The organism is Cupriavidus sp. PET2-C1, from assembly GCF_054515855.1.
Genome location: NZ_CM137259.1, coordinates 1315602 through 1330737 on the forward strand (window position 1 = coordinate 1315602; position 15136 = coordinate 1330737).

Sequence of the window (15136 nt, forward strand, 5' to 3'; positions counted from 1 at the left end):
TGCTCTTTTGCTCTCCTGCTTGGCCGCGTGGCTGGGGAGGGCGGGGAGGGCGCCAGGCAGTGCCTTTGCCTCTTCGCATGCTGTCCGCCGCTTCGGTGCGGTGGCGGCAAATCGTCACGCCGATCAAGGTGACGCGCGTGCTTCGCCGCGCGCGACTCGCAAACCTTATGCACCGACCCTTATCGTTCTCTCTCGCTTCACGTTTGCGCGCCATGCTGGCCGCGCTGCTCCTGCTGGCCGCGTGCCCGCTGTGGGCCGCGCCGCTCACGCAGGCCGACCTGAAGCCGCTGGCCGAAGACGACTTCGACGCCAAGACCGCCGCAATCGCCGCACTGACCAAGGCGCCGGTGGCGCAGGCCGGCCCCATCCTCAAGGCCTTGCAGGACGATACGCTGCAATATGCGCCCGGCGTCGGCATGGTGCGCCAGGACGGTGACAAGCTGGTGGACGCGATCAGCGGCACGCCGGTCACGGTCAAGCCCGACGCCCTCGAAGCGCTCACCCTGAACAACAGCCTGCGGGCGATGGTGGACAGTGCCGCCAGCAGCACGCTGCTGCAATCGCCCGATGCGGCGGTGCGCACGCAGGCCGTCAATACGCTGCTGGACCAGCCGGGCAGCGCATCGCGCCCGGTGGTGGAGGCCGCGCGCAAGGCCGAGGCCGATGCCGGCCTGCGCGCCAAGCTCGATGTGATCTGGGCCAATATCGTGCTGGCCGAGGGCAACCGCGACGATCGCCTCGAAGCCATCCGCATCCTCGGGCGCGACAGCAATCCGCAGAGCCGCCAGAAGTTGCAGCCGCTGCTGGAAAAGGACGCCGCCGGCAAATTTCGCGAGCCCGACGCCGAACTGCGCGGCGCCGCGCAGCAGGCGCTCGATGCCTTGCGCGGCGACCAGCGCCGCGCCGAGCTGATCGGCAACCTCTTTGCCGGCTTGAGCCTGGGCAGCGTGCTGCTGCTCGCCGCACTGGGGCTGGCCATCACTTACGGCCTGATCGGCGTCATCAACATGGCGCACGGCGAATTCCTGATGATCGGCGCGTACGCCACGTACATGGTGCAGGGTGTGTTCCGCGCGCACTTTGCCAGCGCGTTCGACTGGTACCTGCTGTTCGCGCTGCCCGCATCGTTCCTCGCCTCCGCCGTGGTCGGCTTCGTGCTGGAGCGGCTGGTGCTGCGCCATCTCTACGGCCGCCCGCTGGAGACGCTGCTGGCCACCTTCGGCGTGAGCCTGCTGCTGATGCAGGCGGTGCGCACGCTGTTTGGCGCGCAGAACGTGGAAGTGGCCAATCCATCCTGGATGAGCGGCGGCATCGAATGGCTGCCCGGCATGGTGCTGCCGTACAACCGCATGGTCATCATCGTGTTTGCGCTGGCGGTGGTGGCGGTGGCCTGGGCTGTGCTCAACCGTACCCGCCTTGGCCTGTTCGTGCGGGCCACCACGCAGAACCGCACCATGGCGGCTTGCGTTGGCGTGCGCACCTGGAAGGTGGATAGCTACGCCTTTGCCTTTGGCGCGGGCATCGCCGGCCTGGGCGGCTGCGCGCTGTCGCAAATCGGCAATGTCGGCCCCGACCTTGGCCAAGCCTACATCATCGATTCCTTCATGGTGGTGGTGCTGGGCGGCGTTGGGCAGCTCGCGGGTACCATCATCGGTGCTTTCGGGCTGGGCCTGATCAACAAGTTCATCGAGCCGTTCTATGGCGCGGTGCTGGCCAAGATCTTTGTCCTGGTGCTGATTGTGCTCTTCATCCAGAAGCGCCCGCAGGGACTGTTCGCGCTCAAAGGGCGCAGCGCGGAGGCATGATGAAGACTTCTCTCTCGAATCCATCCACGGCGGGTTTCCGGCTGGCCGTGCCGGAGCGCCAGCCGCTGTTCTCCGGGCGCAGCTGGACGGCGTTGCTGGTGATCGCGCTGGTGGTGGGCATCGGCGTGCCGGTGTGCGCGCTGCTGGTGCCCGAAGGCCATCCCATGCATCTGTCGGCCTATGCGCTGACGCTGATCGGCAAGATCATGTGCTTCGCGCTGGCCGCGATCGCGCTGGACCTGGTGTGGGGCTATTGCGGCATTCTCAGCCTCGGCCACGGCTTGTTCTTCGCGCTCGGCGGCTATGCCATGGGCATGTACCTGATGCGCAGCATCGGCCGCGAAGGCGTCTACAAGAGCGACCTGCCCGACTTCATGGTGTTCCTCGACTGGAAGGAGATGCCGTGGTTCTGGCACGGCACCGAGCATCTCGGTTACGCGATGCTGCTGGTGGTGCTGGTGCCGGGCGTGCTGGCGTGGCTGTTCGGCTTCTTCGCCTTCCGCTCGCGCATCAAGGGCGTGTACCTGTCCATCATCACGCAAGCCATGACGTACGCCGCCATGCTGCTGTTCTTCCGTAACGAGACGGGTTTTGGCGGCAATAACGGTTTCACGGATTTCAAGCGCATCGCCGGCTTTGCCGTGGCCGCGCCGCAGACCCGCACGGCGTTGTTCGTGCTGACGTTCCTTGCCCTGCTGGCCGGCTTCATCGCCTGCCGCTACATCGTGACGTCCAAGCTCGGCCGGGTCGTGACCGCGGTCCGCGACGCCGAGATGCGCGTGATGTTCTCGGGCTACAACCCGCTTGGCTACAAGCTGTTCGTGTGGACCTTTTCGGCCGTGCTGTGCGGCATCGCCGGCGCGCTCTACGTGCCGCAGGTGGGCATCATCAACCCGGGCGAGATGTCCCCGGCCAACTCCATCGAGATGGCGGTCTGGGTGGCCGTGGGCGGACGCGGCACGCTGATCGGCCCGATCATCGGCGCCTTTATCGTCAACGGCGCCAAGACCATGTTCACGGCTTACTTCGCGGAGTACTGGCTGTTCCTGCTGGGCGCGATGTTCGTGCTGGTGACGCTGTACATGCCGGATGGCGTGATCGGCCTGCTCAAGCGCGCGCGTGCCATGCGCGCAAGCCCGCAGGCCGCGCCGGGCAACGCGGCGAATGCGCCGGCTGCCGCCACCCGCAGCGGAGGGGAAGCATGAACGCAGCACTGGGAGCACAACAGGCGGAAAGCGGCGGCACCACGGGGCTGGGCCGCGTCATGGAGCCGGGCGTCATCGACGTCTCGCACGGCCCCATCCTTTACCTGGAAGACGTGACCGTGCAGTTCGACGGTTTCCGCGCGCTGAACAAGCTCACGCTGTCGATCGACCACGGCGAGCTGCGCTGCGTGATCGGGCCCAATGGCGCTGGCAAGACCACCATGATGGATGTGATCACCGGCAAGACCGGGCCGCGCAATGCCAACGTGAGCGGGCGCGTGTTCCTCGGCCAGAGCATCGACCTGATGCGCATGACCGAGCCCAAGATCGCGCAGACCGGTATTGGCCGCAAGTTCCAGAAGCCTACCGTGTTCGAGCAGCACGAAGTGTGGGAGAACCTGGAGCTGGCGACGAAGGGCGACAAGCGCTGGTTCACTTCATTGCGCGCGCGCCTGGGCGCCGAGGGGCATCGCCGCATCGAGGAAACGCTGGCGCTCACGGGGCTGGAGGACGAGGCTTATCGCCCGGCGGGCTTGCTGTCGCACGGGCAGAAGCAGCGGCTGGAAATCGGCATGCTGCTGATGCAGCAGCCGCAGTTGCTGCTGCTGGACGAGCCGGTGGCCGGCATGACCGATGAAGAAACCATGCAGCTGGCCAAGCTGCTTAACAGCCTGCGCGGCACCTGCTCGATGATGGTGGTGGAGCACGACATGGAGTTCGTCGCCGCACTGGCCGGCGATGAGGGCAAGGTGACGGTGCTGGCCGAGGGCAGCGTGCTGGCCGAAGGCACGCTCGACGCCGTCAAGCGCGAGGAGCGCGTGATCGAATCCTATCTCGGCCGCTAGGCGCAGGGCCGGATCGCAAAAAAGGGAACGAGACTATGTTGCAGGTCAATGCACTCAACCAGTTCTACGGCGGCAGCCACATCCTGCGCAACGTCACCTTCGAGGTGCCGCAAGGCAAACTGACGACCTTGCTCGGCCGCAACGGCGTGGGCAAGAGCACTTTGCTCAAATGCCTGATGGGCGTGGTGCCGACCAAGAGCGGCAGCATCAGCTGGGCCGGGCAGGCGCTGGAAAAAAAGCCGCCGTACGAGCGCGTGGCATCGGGGCTGGCCTATGTGCCGCAGGGCCGCGAGATCTTTCCGCGCCTCACGGTGGAAGAGAACCTGCTGATCGGCGCGGCTAGCCTCAAGAGCCCGTCGGGCGTGCCGGACCGCATCTACCAATTGTTTCCGGTGTTGCGCAGCATGCGCCAGCGCCGCGGCGGCGATCTCTCCGGCGGCCAGCAGCAACAGCTGGCGATCGGCCGCGCGCTGATGAGCGAGCCGGAACTGCTGATCCTGGATGAGCCGACCGAAGGCATCCAGCCCTCGATCATCCAGGACATCGGGCGCGCGCTGCGCCTGCTGGTGGATGAGTTCGGCATGACGGTGCTGCTGGTGGAGCAATACTACGAATTCGCCCGGCACCTGGCGGATCACTACGTGGTGATGAGCCGCGGCGAAGTGGTGGCAAGGGGCGAGGGCGCGAAGATGGAAGAGGAGGGCGTGCGGGAGCTCATCGCGGTGTGATGCGACACGCGGTGCCGCATGGTCGTAGTGCTGGCGTGTTCCCCCTCTCCCGCTGCGCGGGAGAGGACGGACGCTTGCCGGCGGCCGATCGGGTGCCGTCCCGAATGTGGCTTCGAATGCCGCCTCGAATACCACTTCCAGCGCCCCCGGCCGCGCGCTATGATGCCCGCATCCAGCGCACGATGCATTGCCGGCGCCTCCGCCATTCCAACATTCATGCGTCATCCAGACTTTCCTTCGACCCTCGCCGTGCCACCCGCATGGGAGGCCAGCCTGCGCCTGCGCTTTGCCGCGCGCGCCGAGCGCAGCGTGCTGGTCGAGCGCCGCCACCAGGGGCCGTTGCTGGTGCAAAAGCCACTCTATCCGGAGGGGCCTGTCTGCCATGTGGTGATCCTGCATCCGCCCGCGGGCGTGGCCGGCGGCGACAGCCTGGACATCGACGTGACGGTGGGCGCTGGCGCGCATGCGGTGCTGGCGTCGCCCGGCGCCACCAAGTGGTACAAGTCGCTCGGCCGGGAGGCCGCGCAGCGCGTCACGCTGACGCTGGAAGCCGGCGCGCGGGTGGACTGGCTGCCGCAGGAGAACATCGTTTTCGATGACGCGCACGCGCGCCTTGCCACCACCGTGACGGTGGCGCCCAGTGCCAGCGCGATCGGCTGGGATGCGATCGTGCTGGGCCGGCAGGCCAGCGGCGAGACCTGGCGCCGCGGCACGCTGGGCATGGAGACCCGGGTGCAGGGCGGCGGCAGGCGCGCGCTGTGGATCGAGAGCGCGCAGCTGGACGCGGCTTCCGCGCTGCGCCAGGCGGTAGCCGGGCTGGACGGGCTCAATGTCATGGGCACGCTGTGGGCGGTAGGTGACGGTGCCACGCAGGAACTTGCCGAGACGCTGGCCGAGCAGCTGCCGTATCGACCGGACCTGCGCGCCGGCGTGACGCGGCTCGAGCAAGACGGCCAGTCGATGCTGCTGCTGCGCGTGCTGGGCGCGCAGATGGAAGCGGTCAGGCACTTGATGGTGACGGCGTGGAGCGCGCTGCGCGAGCCGATCCACGGTGTGCCGGCCAGGCCCCTGAGGCTGTGGGCGACGTAGGCGCCGGCGCCGGCATTATTCATCGCGCACCGCACGGACAACACAAGAAACAACGGGAATACCAGGATGGAACTCACTCCGCGAGAGAAGGACAAGCTGTTGATCTTCACCGCCGCGCTGCTGGCCGAGCGCCGCCGCGCGCGCGGGCTCAAGCTCAACTATCCCGAGGCGGTGGCCTTGATCACCGCCGCCATCATGGAAGGCGCGCGCGACGGCCGCTCCGTGGCGGAGCTGATGCATGAGGGCACGACCGTGCTCTCGCGCGAGGACGTGATGGACGGCGTGCCTGAGATGATCCCGGATATTCAAGTGGAAGCGACCTTCCCCGACGGCACCAAGCTGGTCACCGTGCACCATCCCATCGTTTGAACGAGTTTGAACAAGAGTTTGAACAAGACACGAGGTCAAGACATGAACCACTCCAACCGCTCGCGCGCCGTGAGGCTCGCCACCGTGGGCGCCTCGCTGGCATTGGCCAGCGCCGCCGCCGCCGCGCATCCGGGCCATGACGCCACCACCGTTGGCGCCAGCCTGTTTGCCGGCTTGCTGCATCCTTTCACTGGCATGGATCACTTGCTCGCCATGGTGGGCGTGGGCGTGTGGAGCGCGCTGGGTGCGCGCTCGCCGCGCGAAGCCTTGCGCATGCCCTTTGCCTTTGTGGCCTTGATGCTGGCCGGCGCGGTGCTCGGCCTTGCCGGCATGAGCCTGCCGCTGGTGGAGCCGATGATTGCCGCATCGCTGCTGGTGATCGGCTTGCTGGTGGCACTGCGCGCCAGGCTGCCGGCATGGGCGGGGATGGCCATCGTGGGTGGCTTCGCCGTCTTCCACGGCTATGCGCACGGATCGGAGTTGCCGGCCACGGCCGGCGCCTTGCCCGCGGTAGCGGCCTATGTGGGCGGCTTCAGCGTGGCCACGATGGTGCTGCACGCGGCCGGCATCGGCCTGGGCGGCGCGCTGCGCCGCCACGCGGGCTGGCTGGCACGGCTGGCCGGTGCCAGCGTGGCGCTGTATGGCGTCGGCCTGATGGTTGCCTGAGCGCACTCACCTCGACAAGGAACCCATCATGATCCCCGGTGAACTGATGCCCGCTGAGGGCGAGATCGAACTGAACGCCGGCCGTGCCACGGTCAGCGTGGCGGTGGCCAACACGGGCGACCGCCCGGTCCAGGTCGGCTCGCATTTCCATTTCTACGAGACCAACCCCGCGCTGGATTTTGACCGCGAGGCCACGCGCGGCTTCCGCCTGAATATCGCCGCCGGCACCGCCGTGCGCTTCGAGCCGGGCCAAAGCCGCACGGTGGAGCTGGTGGCGCTTGCTGGCGCGCGCATCGTCTACGGCTTCAACGGCAAGATCATGGGAGCGCTGTGATGAGCGTGAAAATCTCCAGGCAGGCTTATGCCGAGATGTTCGGCCCCACCACCGGCGACCGCCTTCGGCTTGCCGACACCGGGCTCATCATCGAGGTGGAGAAGGACTTCACCGTCTACGGCGAGGAAGTGAAATTCGGCGGCGGCAAGGTGATCCGCGACGGCATGGGGCAGAGCCAGCGCATGGCCAAGGACTGCGTCGACACGGTGATCACCAATGCGCTGATCGTCGATCACTGGGGCATTGTCAAGGCCGACATCGGTCTCAAGGACGGGCGCATCGCCTCCATCGGCAAGGCAGGCAATCCGGACATCCAGCCGGGCGTGACCATCGTCGTCGGGCCGGGCACCGAGGTGATCGCGGGCGAGGGCATGATCGTCACCGCCGGCGGCATCGACAGCCACATCCACTTCATCTGCCCGCAGCAGATCGAAGAGGCGCTGATGAGCGGCGTCACCACCATGATCGGCGGCGGCACCGGGCCGGCCACTGGCACCTTTGCCACAACCGTCACGCCCGGTCCCTGGTTCATGGAGCGCATGCTGCAGGCGGTGGAAGCCTACCCGATGAATATCGGCCTGCTCGGCAAGGGCAATGCCAGCCTGCCGGGGCCGCTGATGGAGCAGGTCGAGGCCGGCGCCATCGGGCTCAAGCTGCATGAAGACTGGGGCACCACGCCCGCGGCCATCGACAACTGCCTGAGCGTGGCGGATGCCACCGACACGCAGGTGGCGATCCACACCGATACGCTCAACGAGGCCGGCTTCGTCGAAGCCACCGTGGCTGCGTTCAAGGGCCGCACCATCCATACGTATCACACCGAAGGCGCGGGCGGCGGCCATGCGCCCGACATCATCAAGGTGTGCGGCGAGCCCAACGTGCTGCCGTCGTCGACCAACCCCACGCGGCCGTACACCGTCAATACGCTCGACGAACACCTCGACATGCTGATGGTCTGCCACCACCTGGACCCGTCGATCGCCGAGGACATCGCCTTCGCCGAAAGCCGCATCCGGCGCGAGACCATTGCCGCCGAGGACATCCTGCACGACCTCGGCGCGTTCTCGATGATCTCCAGCGATTCGCAGGCCATGGGCCGGGTTGGCGAGGTCATCATCCGCACCTGGCAGACCGCGCACAAGATGGCCGCCCAGCGCGGCAAGCTGCCCGGCGACCCCAACGACGCGCGCGGCGGGCATGACAATTTCCGCGTCAAGCGCTACATCGCCAAGTACACGATCAACCCCGCGCTCACGCACGGCATCGCGCACGAGGTGGGCTCGATCGAGGTCGGCAAGTGGGCCGACCTGGTGCTGTGGAAGCCGGCCTTCTTCGGCGTCAAGCCGAGCCTGATCTTGAAGGGCGGGATGATCGCCGCGGCAGCGATGGGCGACCCCAACGCATCGATCCCCACGCCGCAGCCGGTGCACTACCGCCCGATGTTCGGCGCCGCCGGACGCGCCCTGCACAAGTCATCGCTGACCTTCGTCTCGCAGGCGGCGCTGGCCGCCGATGTGGGCGGGCGCTACGGCCTGAACAAGGTGCTGTCGGCGGTACAAGGCACGCGCACCGTGGGCAAGCGCGACATGGTGCACAATGACTGGCAGCCGAACGTCACGGTGGATCCCGAGACTTACCAGGTGGTGGCCGACGGCCAGTTGCTGATCTGCGAGCCGGCTACCGTACTGCCGATGGCGCAGCGTTATTTCCTCTTCTGAAGGGCCGCTTTGCAAAAGATCGACAAACATCTCGCCGCCCCGCACGGCATCGCCGCCGTGCTGGTGCGCCGCGCGCCCAAGCTGGTGCTGCCTTTTTCCGAACGCAGCAAAAGCCGCCTGCGCGCCACGCTCGACAACGGCGAAGAAGTGGCGCTGTTCCTTGCGCGCGGCACCGTGCTGCGCGGCGGCGACCTGCTGGTCACCGAAGGCGGCGTCTTTGTCGAAGTGCAGGCCGCGCCGGAGTCCGTGCTGCAAGTCGGTGCCAGCGATCCACAGGCACTGATGCGCGCGGCCTACCACCTCGGCAATCGCCACACGCCGGTGGAAGTGGGCCGCGACTACCTGCGCCTGGAATTCGACCCGGTGCTCGCGGACATGCTGGCCCGCCTCGGCGTGCAGGCCGAACGCGCGGAACTGCCATTCGAGCCGGAAGCGGGCGCCTACGGCGGTGGGCACAAGCATGGGCACGATGCGACATTTGCTGAGGACTATGCCGCGGCGCAGGCAGTGTTCCATGAGCATCATGGGCATGATCACGATCACGATCATGGCCATGCGCACAGTCATGATCACGGCCACAAACATGGCCACGACCATGCGCCGCATGTGCATGACGAGAACTGCGGGCACAAGCACTGAGGCTTTGTCCCACACGCATGAGCAAGCCACCGCGCACCCAACCTCCGATGCCTGAACACCCCTCTCCCGCTTGCGTGAGCGGGGAGGAGGGTGAGCGTGTGCCGAAGCCCCAGTTCGCCAAATTGCTCCGTGCCAGCCAGACCGATGCCGAGCAGCGACTCTGGTATCGCCTGCGCGCCTATCGCTTCATGGGCCTCAAGTTCAAACGCCAGAAGCAGATCGGCCCTTTTATTGCCGACTTCGTGTGCATGGAATTGAAGCTGGTGATCGAGGCTGACGGCGGGCAACATGGTGATGCGTCCGATGTCGCGCGCGACGCGTGGTTCGAGCGCAGCGGCTATACACTCTTGCGTTTCTGGAACAACGAAGTGCTGGCGCAAACGGATGCCGTGTTGGAAAGAGTGCGTGACGTAGTTTTGGAGCTGGGGCACATGGATGCGCCCGCCCTCTCCCCCAGCCCCTCTCCCGCAAGCGGGAGAGGGGAGCAAACCGGCCGCGCATCGGAGCATGCTAGATCGATATCGTCCGCCTCGCCAACGCTCCCCTCTCCCGCTCGCGGGAGAGGGGTCGGGGGAGAGGGCGGGCGCTCGCCGAAGCCTGCGGCCTCCGAGTCCCCGGGCGACGCAAGTCAGCGCCTTATGCGGAAGCGCCCATGACCCAGCTCTCCCAACTCATCTCCCTGCTGCATCTCGCCTCGCCGGCGCTGCCGATCGGTGGCTTCAGCTATTCGCAAGGGCTGGAGGCCGCTATCGAGTGCGGCATGGTGCGCGATGCCGGCAGCGCGGAGCAGTGGGTGCGCAGCAACCTGCTGGACGTGCAGGCGCAGTGCGAAGCGCCCGTGTGGCTGCTGCTGTATCGCCAGTGGCGCGCGCTGGATGCAACGCGCCTGGCCGCATGGAACGACTGGTTCCATGCCACGCGCGAAAGCGCCGAGTTGCGGCTGGAGACGGAGCAGATGGGCTGGTCGCTGGCGCGGCTGGTGGCGCAGATGGAGTGGGGCGATGCCGCACTGCGCGCGCAGCTGGCGGCGTTGTCGCCGGTGTGCCTGCCTACTGCCTTTGCCGCAGCTTGCGTGGCGCTGGATGTGAACGAGCGCGATGGCCTGGCGGCTTATTGCTTCAGCTGGGCGGAGAACCAGGTGTCGGCGGCGCTCAAGGCGGTGCCGCTGGGGCAGGTGGCCGGGCAGCACATCCTGCGCCGGCTGCATCCCGCGGTGCAGGAGACTGTCGACGAGGCCGTGCGGCGCGCCTATGCCGAGCCGCCGCTGCTGTCCACTTTTTCCCCGATGCTCGGGCTGCTGTCCGCGCGCCATGAGACGCAGTACTCGCGGCTGTTCCGTTCCTGAAGCGAACCACGGCAGCATGCAAACGATTCCCCAAGACAAGATGTCCACCATGACCCAGGCTCGTACCAAGAAGAATCCTCCGTTGCGCGTCGGCGTGGGCGGCCCCGTCGGTTCCGGCAAGACCACCTTGCTGGAGATGCTGTGCAAGGCCATGCGCGAGCGCTATGACCTGGTCGCCATCACCAACGATATCTACACCAAGGAAGACCAGCGCCTGCTGACCATCTCCGGCGCCTTGCCGGCGGAGCGCATCATGGGCGTGGAAACCGGCGGCTGCCCGCACACCGCGATCCGCGAGGATGCCTCGATCAACCTGGAAGCGGTCGACCGCATGCTGGGCAAGTTTCCCGATGCCGACATCGTCTTCATCGAGTCCGGCGGCGATAACCTGGCGGCCACCTTCAGCCCGGAGCTGTCGGACCTGACCATCTACGTGATCGACGTGGCCGGTGGCGAGAAGATCCCGCGCAAGGGCGGACCGGGCATCACCAAGTCGGACCTGCTGGTGATCAACAAGACCGACCTGGCCCCCTATGTTGGCGCCAACCTGGAAGTGATGGAAAGCGATGCGCGCAAGATGCGCGGCGCGCGCCCGTTCGTGATGGGCAGCGTGAAGTCGGGGCAAGGGCTTGACGAGGTGATCGCCTTCATCGAGCGCCAGGGCATGCTGGGCGTGTAACGCCGGACTGCCGCAGCCGCGTACGCATGCCGCCACAACGCTGCGGCTTGTGGCATACTTGCCGCTCCATGACGTTCCAATCGCTCGCCCCTTCTTCGCTGTGCCGTACCACCGATACCGGTGGCGCTGCTGCATGCGTGGGTGCCGAGCTGCCGGTCGGGGTTGCCTCCATGTCCGGCCTGTCGTCGCTTTCCGCGTCGATTTCCTTCTCGTTCTCCATTATTCGAATTATCCGGGGTCGCTGAGCTGCGGCTTTGGCTGGTGCTCGGTGGCCCGTGGTCCCTCCCTTGCCGTGCACGGCCATAGGGCCTGCACGCGACCAACCGATTCGATGGAGAACACCCGATGTCCGATCTTTCCGACCTGCGCGCGCACGCCCGCTATCCCTCGCTGCCCGAAATCCAGAGCACCGCGCGGCGCCTGCAAGACAAGGTGCTGGAGACGCCCGTGTGGCGCTGGCAGACCGGTGCGGCACTGCAACTCGATGCCGGCACGGAGGTCTGGCTCAAGCTGGAGCTGTTCCAGATCACCGGCACCTTCAAGGTGCGTGGCGCGCTCAACAGCATCGAGCAGATGGATGCCGCTGCGCGGGCGCGCGGCGTGGTAGCGGCCAGCGCCGGCAACCATGCCATGGCGGTGGCCTATGCGGCCAAGGTGGCCGGCGTCGGCGCCAAGCTGGCCATGCCGGCCACCGCCAGCCCCGCGCGCGTGGCGGCCTGCCGAGAGGCGGGCGCCGAGGTGCTGTTGCTGCCGGACGTGCATGCCGCTTTTGACCGCGCGTTGCAGCTGGTGGCCGACGAAGGCCGCACCATGGTGCACCCGTACGACGGCCCGCTGATCGCGCAGGGCACCGCAACGGTCGGGCTTGAGCTGATGCGCCAGGTGGCTGGGCTGGATGCGGTGGTGGTGCCGGTGGGCGGCGGCGGCCTGTGCGGCGGCATTGCCGCGGCGGTCAAGCAGATCAATCCGGCTTGCCGGGTCTATGGGGTCGAGCCGGAGGGCGCCGATGCCATGAACCGCAGCTTCGAGGCCGGACGGCCGCAAGCATTGGAGCGCGTCACGACGATTGCCGACAGCCTGGGCGCGCCTTATGCACTGGACTACAGCTACGGCGTGTGCCGCCAGTTTGTCGACGGCATGGTGCGCGTTTCCGACGAGGCGATACGCGCGGCCATGCGCATCCTCTATCGCGATATGAAGCTGGCCACGGAGCCCGCTACCGCGGTGTCCACCGCGGCGCTGCTGGGGCCCCTGCGCCAGACGCTGGCGGGCAAGAAGGTCGCGCTGATCGTGTGCGGGTCCAATCTCGACGCAGCGCGCTTTGCCGAACTGCTGGCAATGGACGCGCCCGCCAGCGCCAGTTGAATCCGGCGCCGTCAGGCCTGCATGGCCCTGACGGCGATCGTGCGCGCCACCGATGCGATCACATCCTGCTCTGCATCGGTCATCAAGGCCATATGGCGCACCGTGACACGCTGTGCCGGCGTGATGTTGAACTCGGCGCAGCGTTGTTCCAGGACGAGCGCGCCGCCGCGGCCGCTGCTGTCGGCCTCGCTGAAGTTGAGCATCTCGCTGGCGTCCACGCCCAGCGTGCCGGCCAGCGCGCAGATATTGATCAAGGAGACATTGCGCACGCCGCGCTCGATACCGCTGAGGTAGGAGCGCGCCATGCCGCTTTCGAGAGCGAGCTTTTCCTGTGACCAGCCACGTTGTTTGCGCAGCTCGGCAAGGTGCAGCCCGAAGAGCTTGAGGGGATCGGCGACCATGGCTCTATACGTGATTGAGATCGGATCGAGGCTAAGGGTTTGACCTCTTTGTAGCGACGCCTTATAGTAGTACGCACTATAGGTAACTGGGCTGGCACTCATCGCACTCATCGCATGTCATCGTATGCAGTCGCACGTCGCCGGACGTCGTTGCGTGGCAGACGAAGTGCGGCGCCAACGCGTTGCCGGTAACCTGCGGATGATGCCCGCCGGCGAAGGGTAGGAACTTGTCCAAATGTTACGAATGGGTTCCGCAGCCACAAGGAACGAGGCGCTCCGCCTCGGCATCTTGTTAAGGCAGCGAGGCACCAGGCCAAAAAAGATCACGACCTCGACATAGAGGCACTCAAATCCCCGGGGAAGCGCGGCGCTGTATTTTTCCATTACGTGGAGAGTGGGTGCCATGCGCATTTTTTCGTTGTTCGACGCGCAGATGCGCGGCGAAATCCTGACAGGCGGAACCGCGTCGCAGTTGCGCGTGGGCCTGCAGGTGAGGGTGGTGCCGGAAGCCGCCGGCCTGGGCAGCAGTGGGGACTACGTCTTTTTGCGGCAAGGCGCGATGCAGGCCAGCGTTGTCACGACGCGCGCCGAGTGGTGGGCTTGCCTGCACGGCACGATCAAGGTGACTCCGGTAGGCGGCGAGCCGGTGCTGGTGTCGGTGGGCGGCGTGTATGCGCTGCGCCAGGCCGAGCGCGTGCATCTGGCGGTGCTGCAGGACACGGTATTGATCCGTGCGATCCTGGACCCGAATGCCGTCGGGTTGGTGGGGGCGGGCGTGACCAGCAGCTACGATGCCTTTGCCGTGGGCCAGGCGGATCTCTGGCAGGCCGATGGCGCACGGCGCGGCGCGGATGGCGTGCCGCGCGCGAACGCGGCTTTTGTCTCGCTGGCCGAGGGCGAGCCTGAATGGGCGCTGCGCCTGCGCGCGGGCGGGTTGAACTGGGCGGCCTGCCATGCGGGCACGCTATGCCTGCAGTGGCATTCGCCATGGCCGCACGTCGAGCGGCAGGTGGCGTACCTGCAGCCCGGCATGGTCTTCGCGCCGGATCCCGACGAGGCGTACCGGATCGAGGCGCTGCATCCCGTGGCGAGCCTGCTGTGCTGCCTGCAGGCGCCGGCGCGCGTGGCCGGCGCTGGCGAGATGCAGGTGGTTTCCCTGCATTGACCGCCTTGCGCCATGGCCGCGCGGGCGGGCTGCTCAGCGGCGCTGGTACTGCGTGGCGCCGAACAGGACTTCCCGCTCCTTGTCGCCGCTCAGCGGCTTGCGTTCCTGCGCCAGCACCGCGACGCCGCGCTTCACCGCGGGCCGCTCGGCGATCTCGAGGAACCAGCGTTTCAGGTGCGGATAGTCGTCCAGCTCCACGCCCTGGTTTTGCCAGCTGCGCAGCCACGGGAAGGTCGCGATATCCGCCACGGAGTATTCGCTGCCGGCCAGCCAGGCATGTTCCGACAATTGCTTGTCGATGACGCCGTACAGGCGCTTGGCCTCGTTGGTGTAGCGGTTGATGGCGTACTCGATCTGCTGTGGCGCATACATGCGGAAATGGTGCGCCTGGCCAAGCATCGGGCCGACGCCGCCCATCTGGAACATCAGCCATTGCAGCGCGTCGTACTTGCCGCGCACGTCCTCGGGCAGGAACTTGCCGGTCTTGCCGGCGAGGTAAAGCAGGATGGCGCCGGACTCGAACAGCGAGATGGGTTTGCCGTCCGGGCCGTCGGGGTCGACGATGGCCGGGATCTTGTTGTTCGGGCTGATCTTGAGGAAGTCCTCGCCGAACTGGTCGCCGGCGCCAATATTGATGGGGTGGACCTTGTACGCGAGGCCGCACTCCTCGAGCATGATGTGGATTTTGTGGCCGTTGGGCGTGGGCCAGCTGTAGATGTCGATCATCGGGAAGGGCTCCTGGCTGCGATCGTGCAATCGGTGAATCGCCACATCAACCACTGG

At 66.8% G+C, this 15136-nt stretch carries 17 protein-coding genes; 15 read left to right on the plus strand and 2 right to left on the minus strand.

Annotated features, from left to right (window positions below; translation table 11 throughout):
- Positions 1-167: 167 nt before the first annotated feature.
- From urtB to ACX12D_RS06055, 14 genes are all read left to right on the plus strand, one after another.
- Entirely contained in the window at positions 168-1805 is a 1638-nt protein-coding gene (gene urtB / locus ACX12D_RS05990; protein WP_459373276.1) for an urea ABC transporter permease subunit UrtB, read from the plus strand.
- Positions 1805-3010, plus strand: coding sequence for an urea ABC transporter permease subunit UrtC (gene urtC / locus ACX12D_RS05995; RefSeq protein ID WP_459373949.1), 1206 nt, complete (start codon positions 1805-1807; stop codon positions 3008-3010). The genes urtB and urtC overlap by 1 nt, the downstream gene beginning before the upstream one ends.
- Positions 3007-3855 carry an urea ABC transporter ATP-binding protein UrtD gene (gene urtD, locus ACX12D_RS06000; RefSeq protein ID WP_459373277.1) on the plus strand — a complete coding sequence of 283 codons (849 nt, stop codon included), beginning with the start codon at positions 3007-3009 and terminating at the stop codon, positions 3853-3855. The genes urtC and urtD overlap by 4 nt, the downstream gene beginning before the upstream one ends.
- 35 nt (positions 3856-3890) lie before the next feature.
- Positions 3891-4583, plus strand: coding sequence for an urea ABC transporter ATP-binding subunit UrtE (urtE, locus tag ACX12D_RS06005; RefSeq protein WP_006156811.1), 693 nt, complete (start codon positions 3891-3893; stop codon positions 4581-4583).
- 216 nt (positions 4584-4799) lie between these two features.
- The gene (locus ACX12D_RS06010; protein WP_459373278.1) at positions 4800-5672 is read left to right on the plus strand and encodes an urease accessory protein UreD; all 873 of its coding nucleotides are present in this window, start codon (positions 4800-4802) and stop codon (positions 5670-5672) included.
- Between the two features lie 66 nt (positions 5673-5738).
- Positions 5739-6041 (plus strand): urease subunit gamma, encoded by a 303-nt coding sequence (locus ACX12D_RS06015; protein ID WP_441633511.1) that lies wholly within the window; start codon positions 5739-5741, stop codon positions 6039-6041.
- Between the two features lie 42 nt (positions 6042-6083).
- Positions 6084-6707, plus strand: a complete 624-nt coding sequence (locus ACX12D_RS06020) for a HupE/UreJ family protein (RefSeq protein ID WP_459373279.1) — start codon at positions 6084-6086, stop codon at positions 6705-6707.
- A gap of 28 nt (positions 6708-6735) precedes the next feature.
- Entirely contained in the window at positions 6736-7041 is a 306-nt protein-coding gene (locus ACX12D_RS06025) for an urease subunit beta (protein ID WP_441633515.1), read from the plus strand.
- Positions 7041-8759, plus strand: a complete 1719-nt coding sequence (gene ureC, locus ACX12D_RS06030) for an urease subunit alpha (RefSeq protein WP_183034535.1) — start codon at positions 7041-7043, stop codon at positions 8757-8759. Before ACX12D_RS06025 ends, ureC begins: the two co-directional genes overlap by 1 nt.
- 9 nt (positions 8760-8768) lie before the next feature.
- Complete coding sequence (gene ureE, locus ACX12D_RS06035; protein WP_459373280.1) at positions 8769-9398, plus strand: urease accessory protein UreE; 630 nt, start codon at positions 8769-8771, stop codon at positions 9396-9398.
- A gap of 98 nt (positions 9399-9496) precedes the next feature.
- On the plus strand, positions 9497-10054 hold the full coding sequence (locus ACX12D_RS06040; protein ID WP_459373281.1) for an endonuclease domain-containing protein: 558 nt from the start codon (positions 9497-9499) through the stop codon (positions 10052-10054).
- Positions 10051-10743 carry an urease accessory protein UreF gene (locus ACX12D_RS06045; protein ID WP_459373282.1) on the plus strand — a complete coding sequence of 231 codons (693 nt, stop codon included), beginning with the start codon at positions 10051-10053 and terminating at the stop codon, positions 10741-10743. Before ACX12D_RS06040 ends, ACX12D_RS06045 begins: the two co-directional genes overlap by 4 nt.
- Positions 10744-10792: 49 nt before the next feature.
- Positions 10793-11422, plus strand: coding sequence for an urease accessory protein UreG (ureG, locus tag ACX12D_RS06050; protein ID WP_150983949.1), 630 nt, complete (start codon positions 10793-10795; stop codon positions 11420-11422).
- 345 nt (positions 11423-11767) lie between these two features.
- On the plus strand, positions 11768-12787 hold the full coding sequence (locus ACX12D_RS06055) for a threonine ammonia-lyase (RefSeq protein ID WP_459373283.1): 1020 nt from the start codon (positions 11768-11770) through the stop codon (positions 12785-12787).
- 11 nt (positions 12788-12798) lie between these two features.
- Here the strand turns inward: ACX12D_RS06055 and ACX12D_RS06060 are convergent, their stop codons facing one another.
- Positions 12799-13188, minus strand: a complete 390-nt coding sequence (locus tag ACX12D_RS06060; protein WP_459373284.1) for a helix-turn-helix domain-containing protein — start codon at positions 13186-13188, stop codon at positions 12799-12801.
- A gap of 403 nt (positions 13189-13591) precedes the next feature.
- Between ACX12D_RS06060 and ACX12D_RS06065 the strand changes: the two genes are divergently transcribed.
- Positions 13592-14353 (plus strand): hypothetical protein, encoded by a 762-nt coding sequence (locus tag ACX12D_RS06065; protein WP_459373285.1) that lies wholly within the window; start codon positions 13592-13594, stop codon positions 14351-14353.
- 33 nt (positions 14354-14386) lie between these two features.
- On the opposite strand, the gene ACX12D_RS06070 is transcribed toward ACX12D_RS06065, so the two are convergent.
- A complete protein-coding gene (locus ACX12D_RS06070; protein WP_459373286.1) occupies positions 14387-15079 on the minus strand; it encodes a glutathione binding-like protein in 693 nt (230 codons plus the stop codon).
- Between the last annotated feature and the right edge of the window lie 57 nt (positions 15080-15136).

What these genes read in the sequence shown, in the direction of transcription:
- urtB (WP_459373276.1), top strand. Translation starts at nt 168, where the DNA reads ATGCACCGACCCTTATCGTTCTCTCTCGCTTCACGTTTGCGCGCCATG.
- urtC (WP_459373949.1), top strand. Translation starts at nt 1,805, where the DNA reads ATGAAGACTTCTCTCTCGAATCCATCCACGGCGGGTTTCCGGCTGGCC.
- urtD (WP_459373277.1), top strand. Translation starts at nt 3,007, where the DNA reads ATGAACGCAGCACTGGGAGCACAACAGGCGGAAAGCGGCGGCACCACG.
- urtE (WP_006156811.1), top strand. Translation starts at nt 3,891, where the DNA reads ATGTTGCAGGTCAATGCACTCAACCAGTTCTACGGCGGCAGCCACATC.
- ACX12D_RS06010 (WP_459373278.1), top strand. Translation starts at nt 4,800, where the DNA reads ATGCGTCATCCAGACTTTCCTTCGACCCTCGCCGTGCCACCCGCATGG.
- ACX12D_RS06015 (WP_441633511.1), top strand. Translation starts at nt 5,739, where the DNA reads ATGGAACTCACTCCGCGAGAGAAGGACAAGCTGTTGATCTTCACCGCC.
- ACX12D_RS06020 (WP_459373279.1), top strand. Translation starts at nt 6,084, where the DNA reads ATGAACCACTCCAACCGCTCGCGCGCCGTGAGGCTCGCCACCGTGGGC.
- ACX12D_RS06025 (WP_441633515.1), top strand. Translation starts at nt 6,736, where the DNA reads ATGATCCCCGGTGAACTGATGCCCGCTGAGGGCGAGATCGAACTGAAC.
- ureC (WP_183034535.1), top strand. Translation starts at nt 7,041, where the DNA reads ATGAGCGTGAAAATCTCCAGGCAGGCTTATGCCGAGATGTTCGGCCCC.
- ACX12D_RS06045 (WP_459373282.1), top strand. Translation starts at nt 10,051, where the DNA reads ATGACCCAGCTCTCCCAACTCATCTCCCTGCTGCATCTCGCCTCGCCG.
- ureG (WP_150983949.1), top strand. Translation starts at nt 10,793, where the DNA reads ATGACCCAGGCTCGTACCAAGAAGAATCCTCCGTTGCGCGTCGGCGTG.
- ACX12D_RS06055 (WP_459373283.1), top strand. Translation starts at nt 11,768, where the DNA reads ATGTCCGATCTTTCCGACCTGCGCGCGCACGCCCGCTATCCCTCGCTG.
- ACX12D_RS06060 (WP_459373284.1), bottom strand. Translation starts at nt 13,188, where the DNA reads ATGGTCGCCGATCCCCTCAAGCTCTTCGGGCTGCACCTTGCCGAGCTG.
- ACX12D_RS06065 (WP_459373285.1), top strand. Translation starts at nt 13,592, where the DNA reads ATGCGCATTTTTTCGTTGTTCGACGCGCAGATGCGCGGCGAAATCCTG.
- ACX12D_RS06070 (WP_459373286.1), bottom strand. Translation starts at nt 15,079, where the DNA reads ATGATCGACATCTACAGCTGGCCCACGCCCAACGGCCACAAAATCCAC.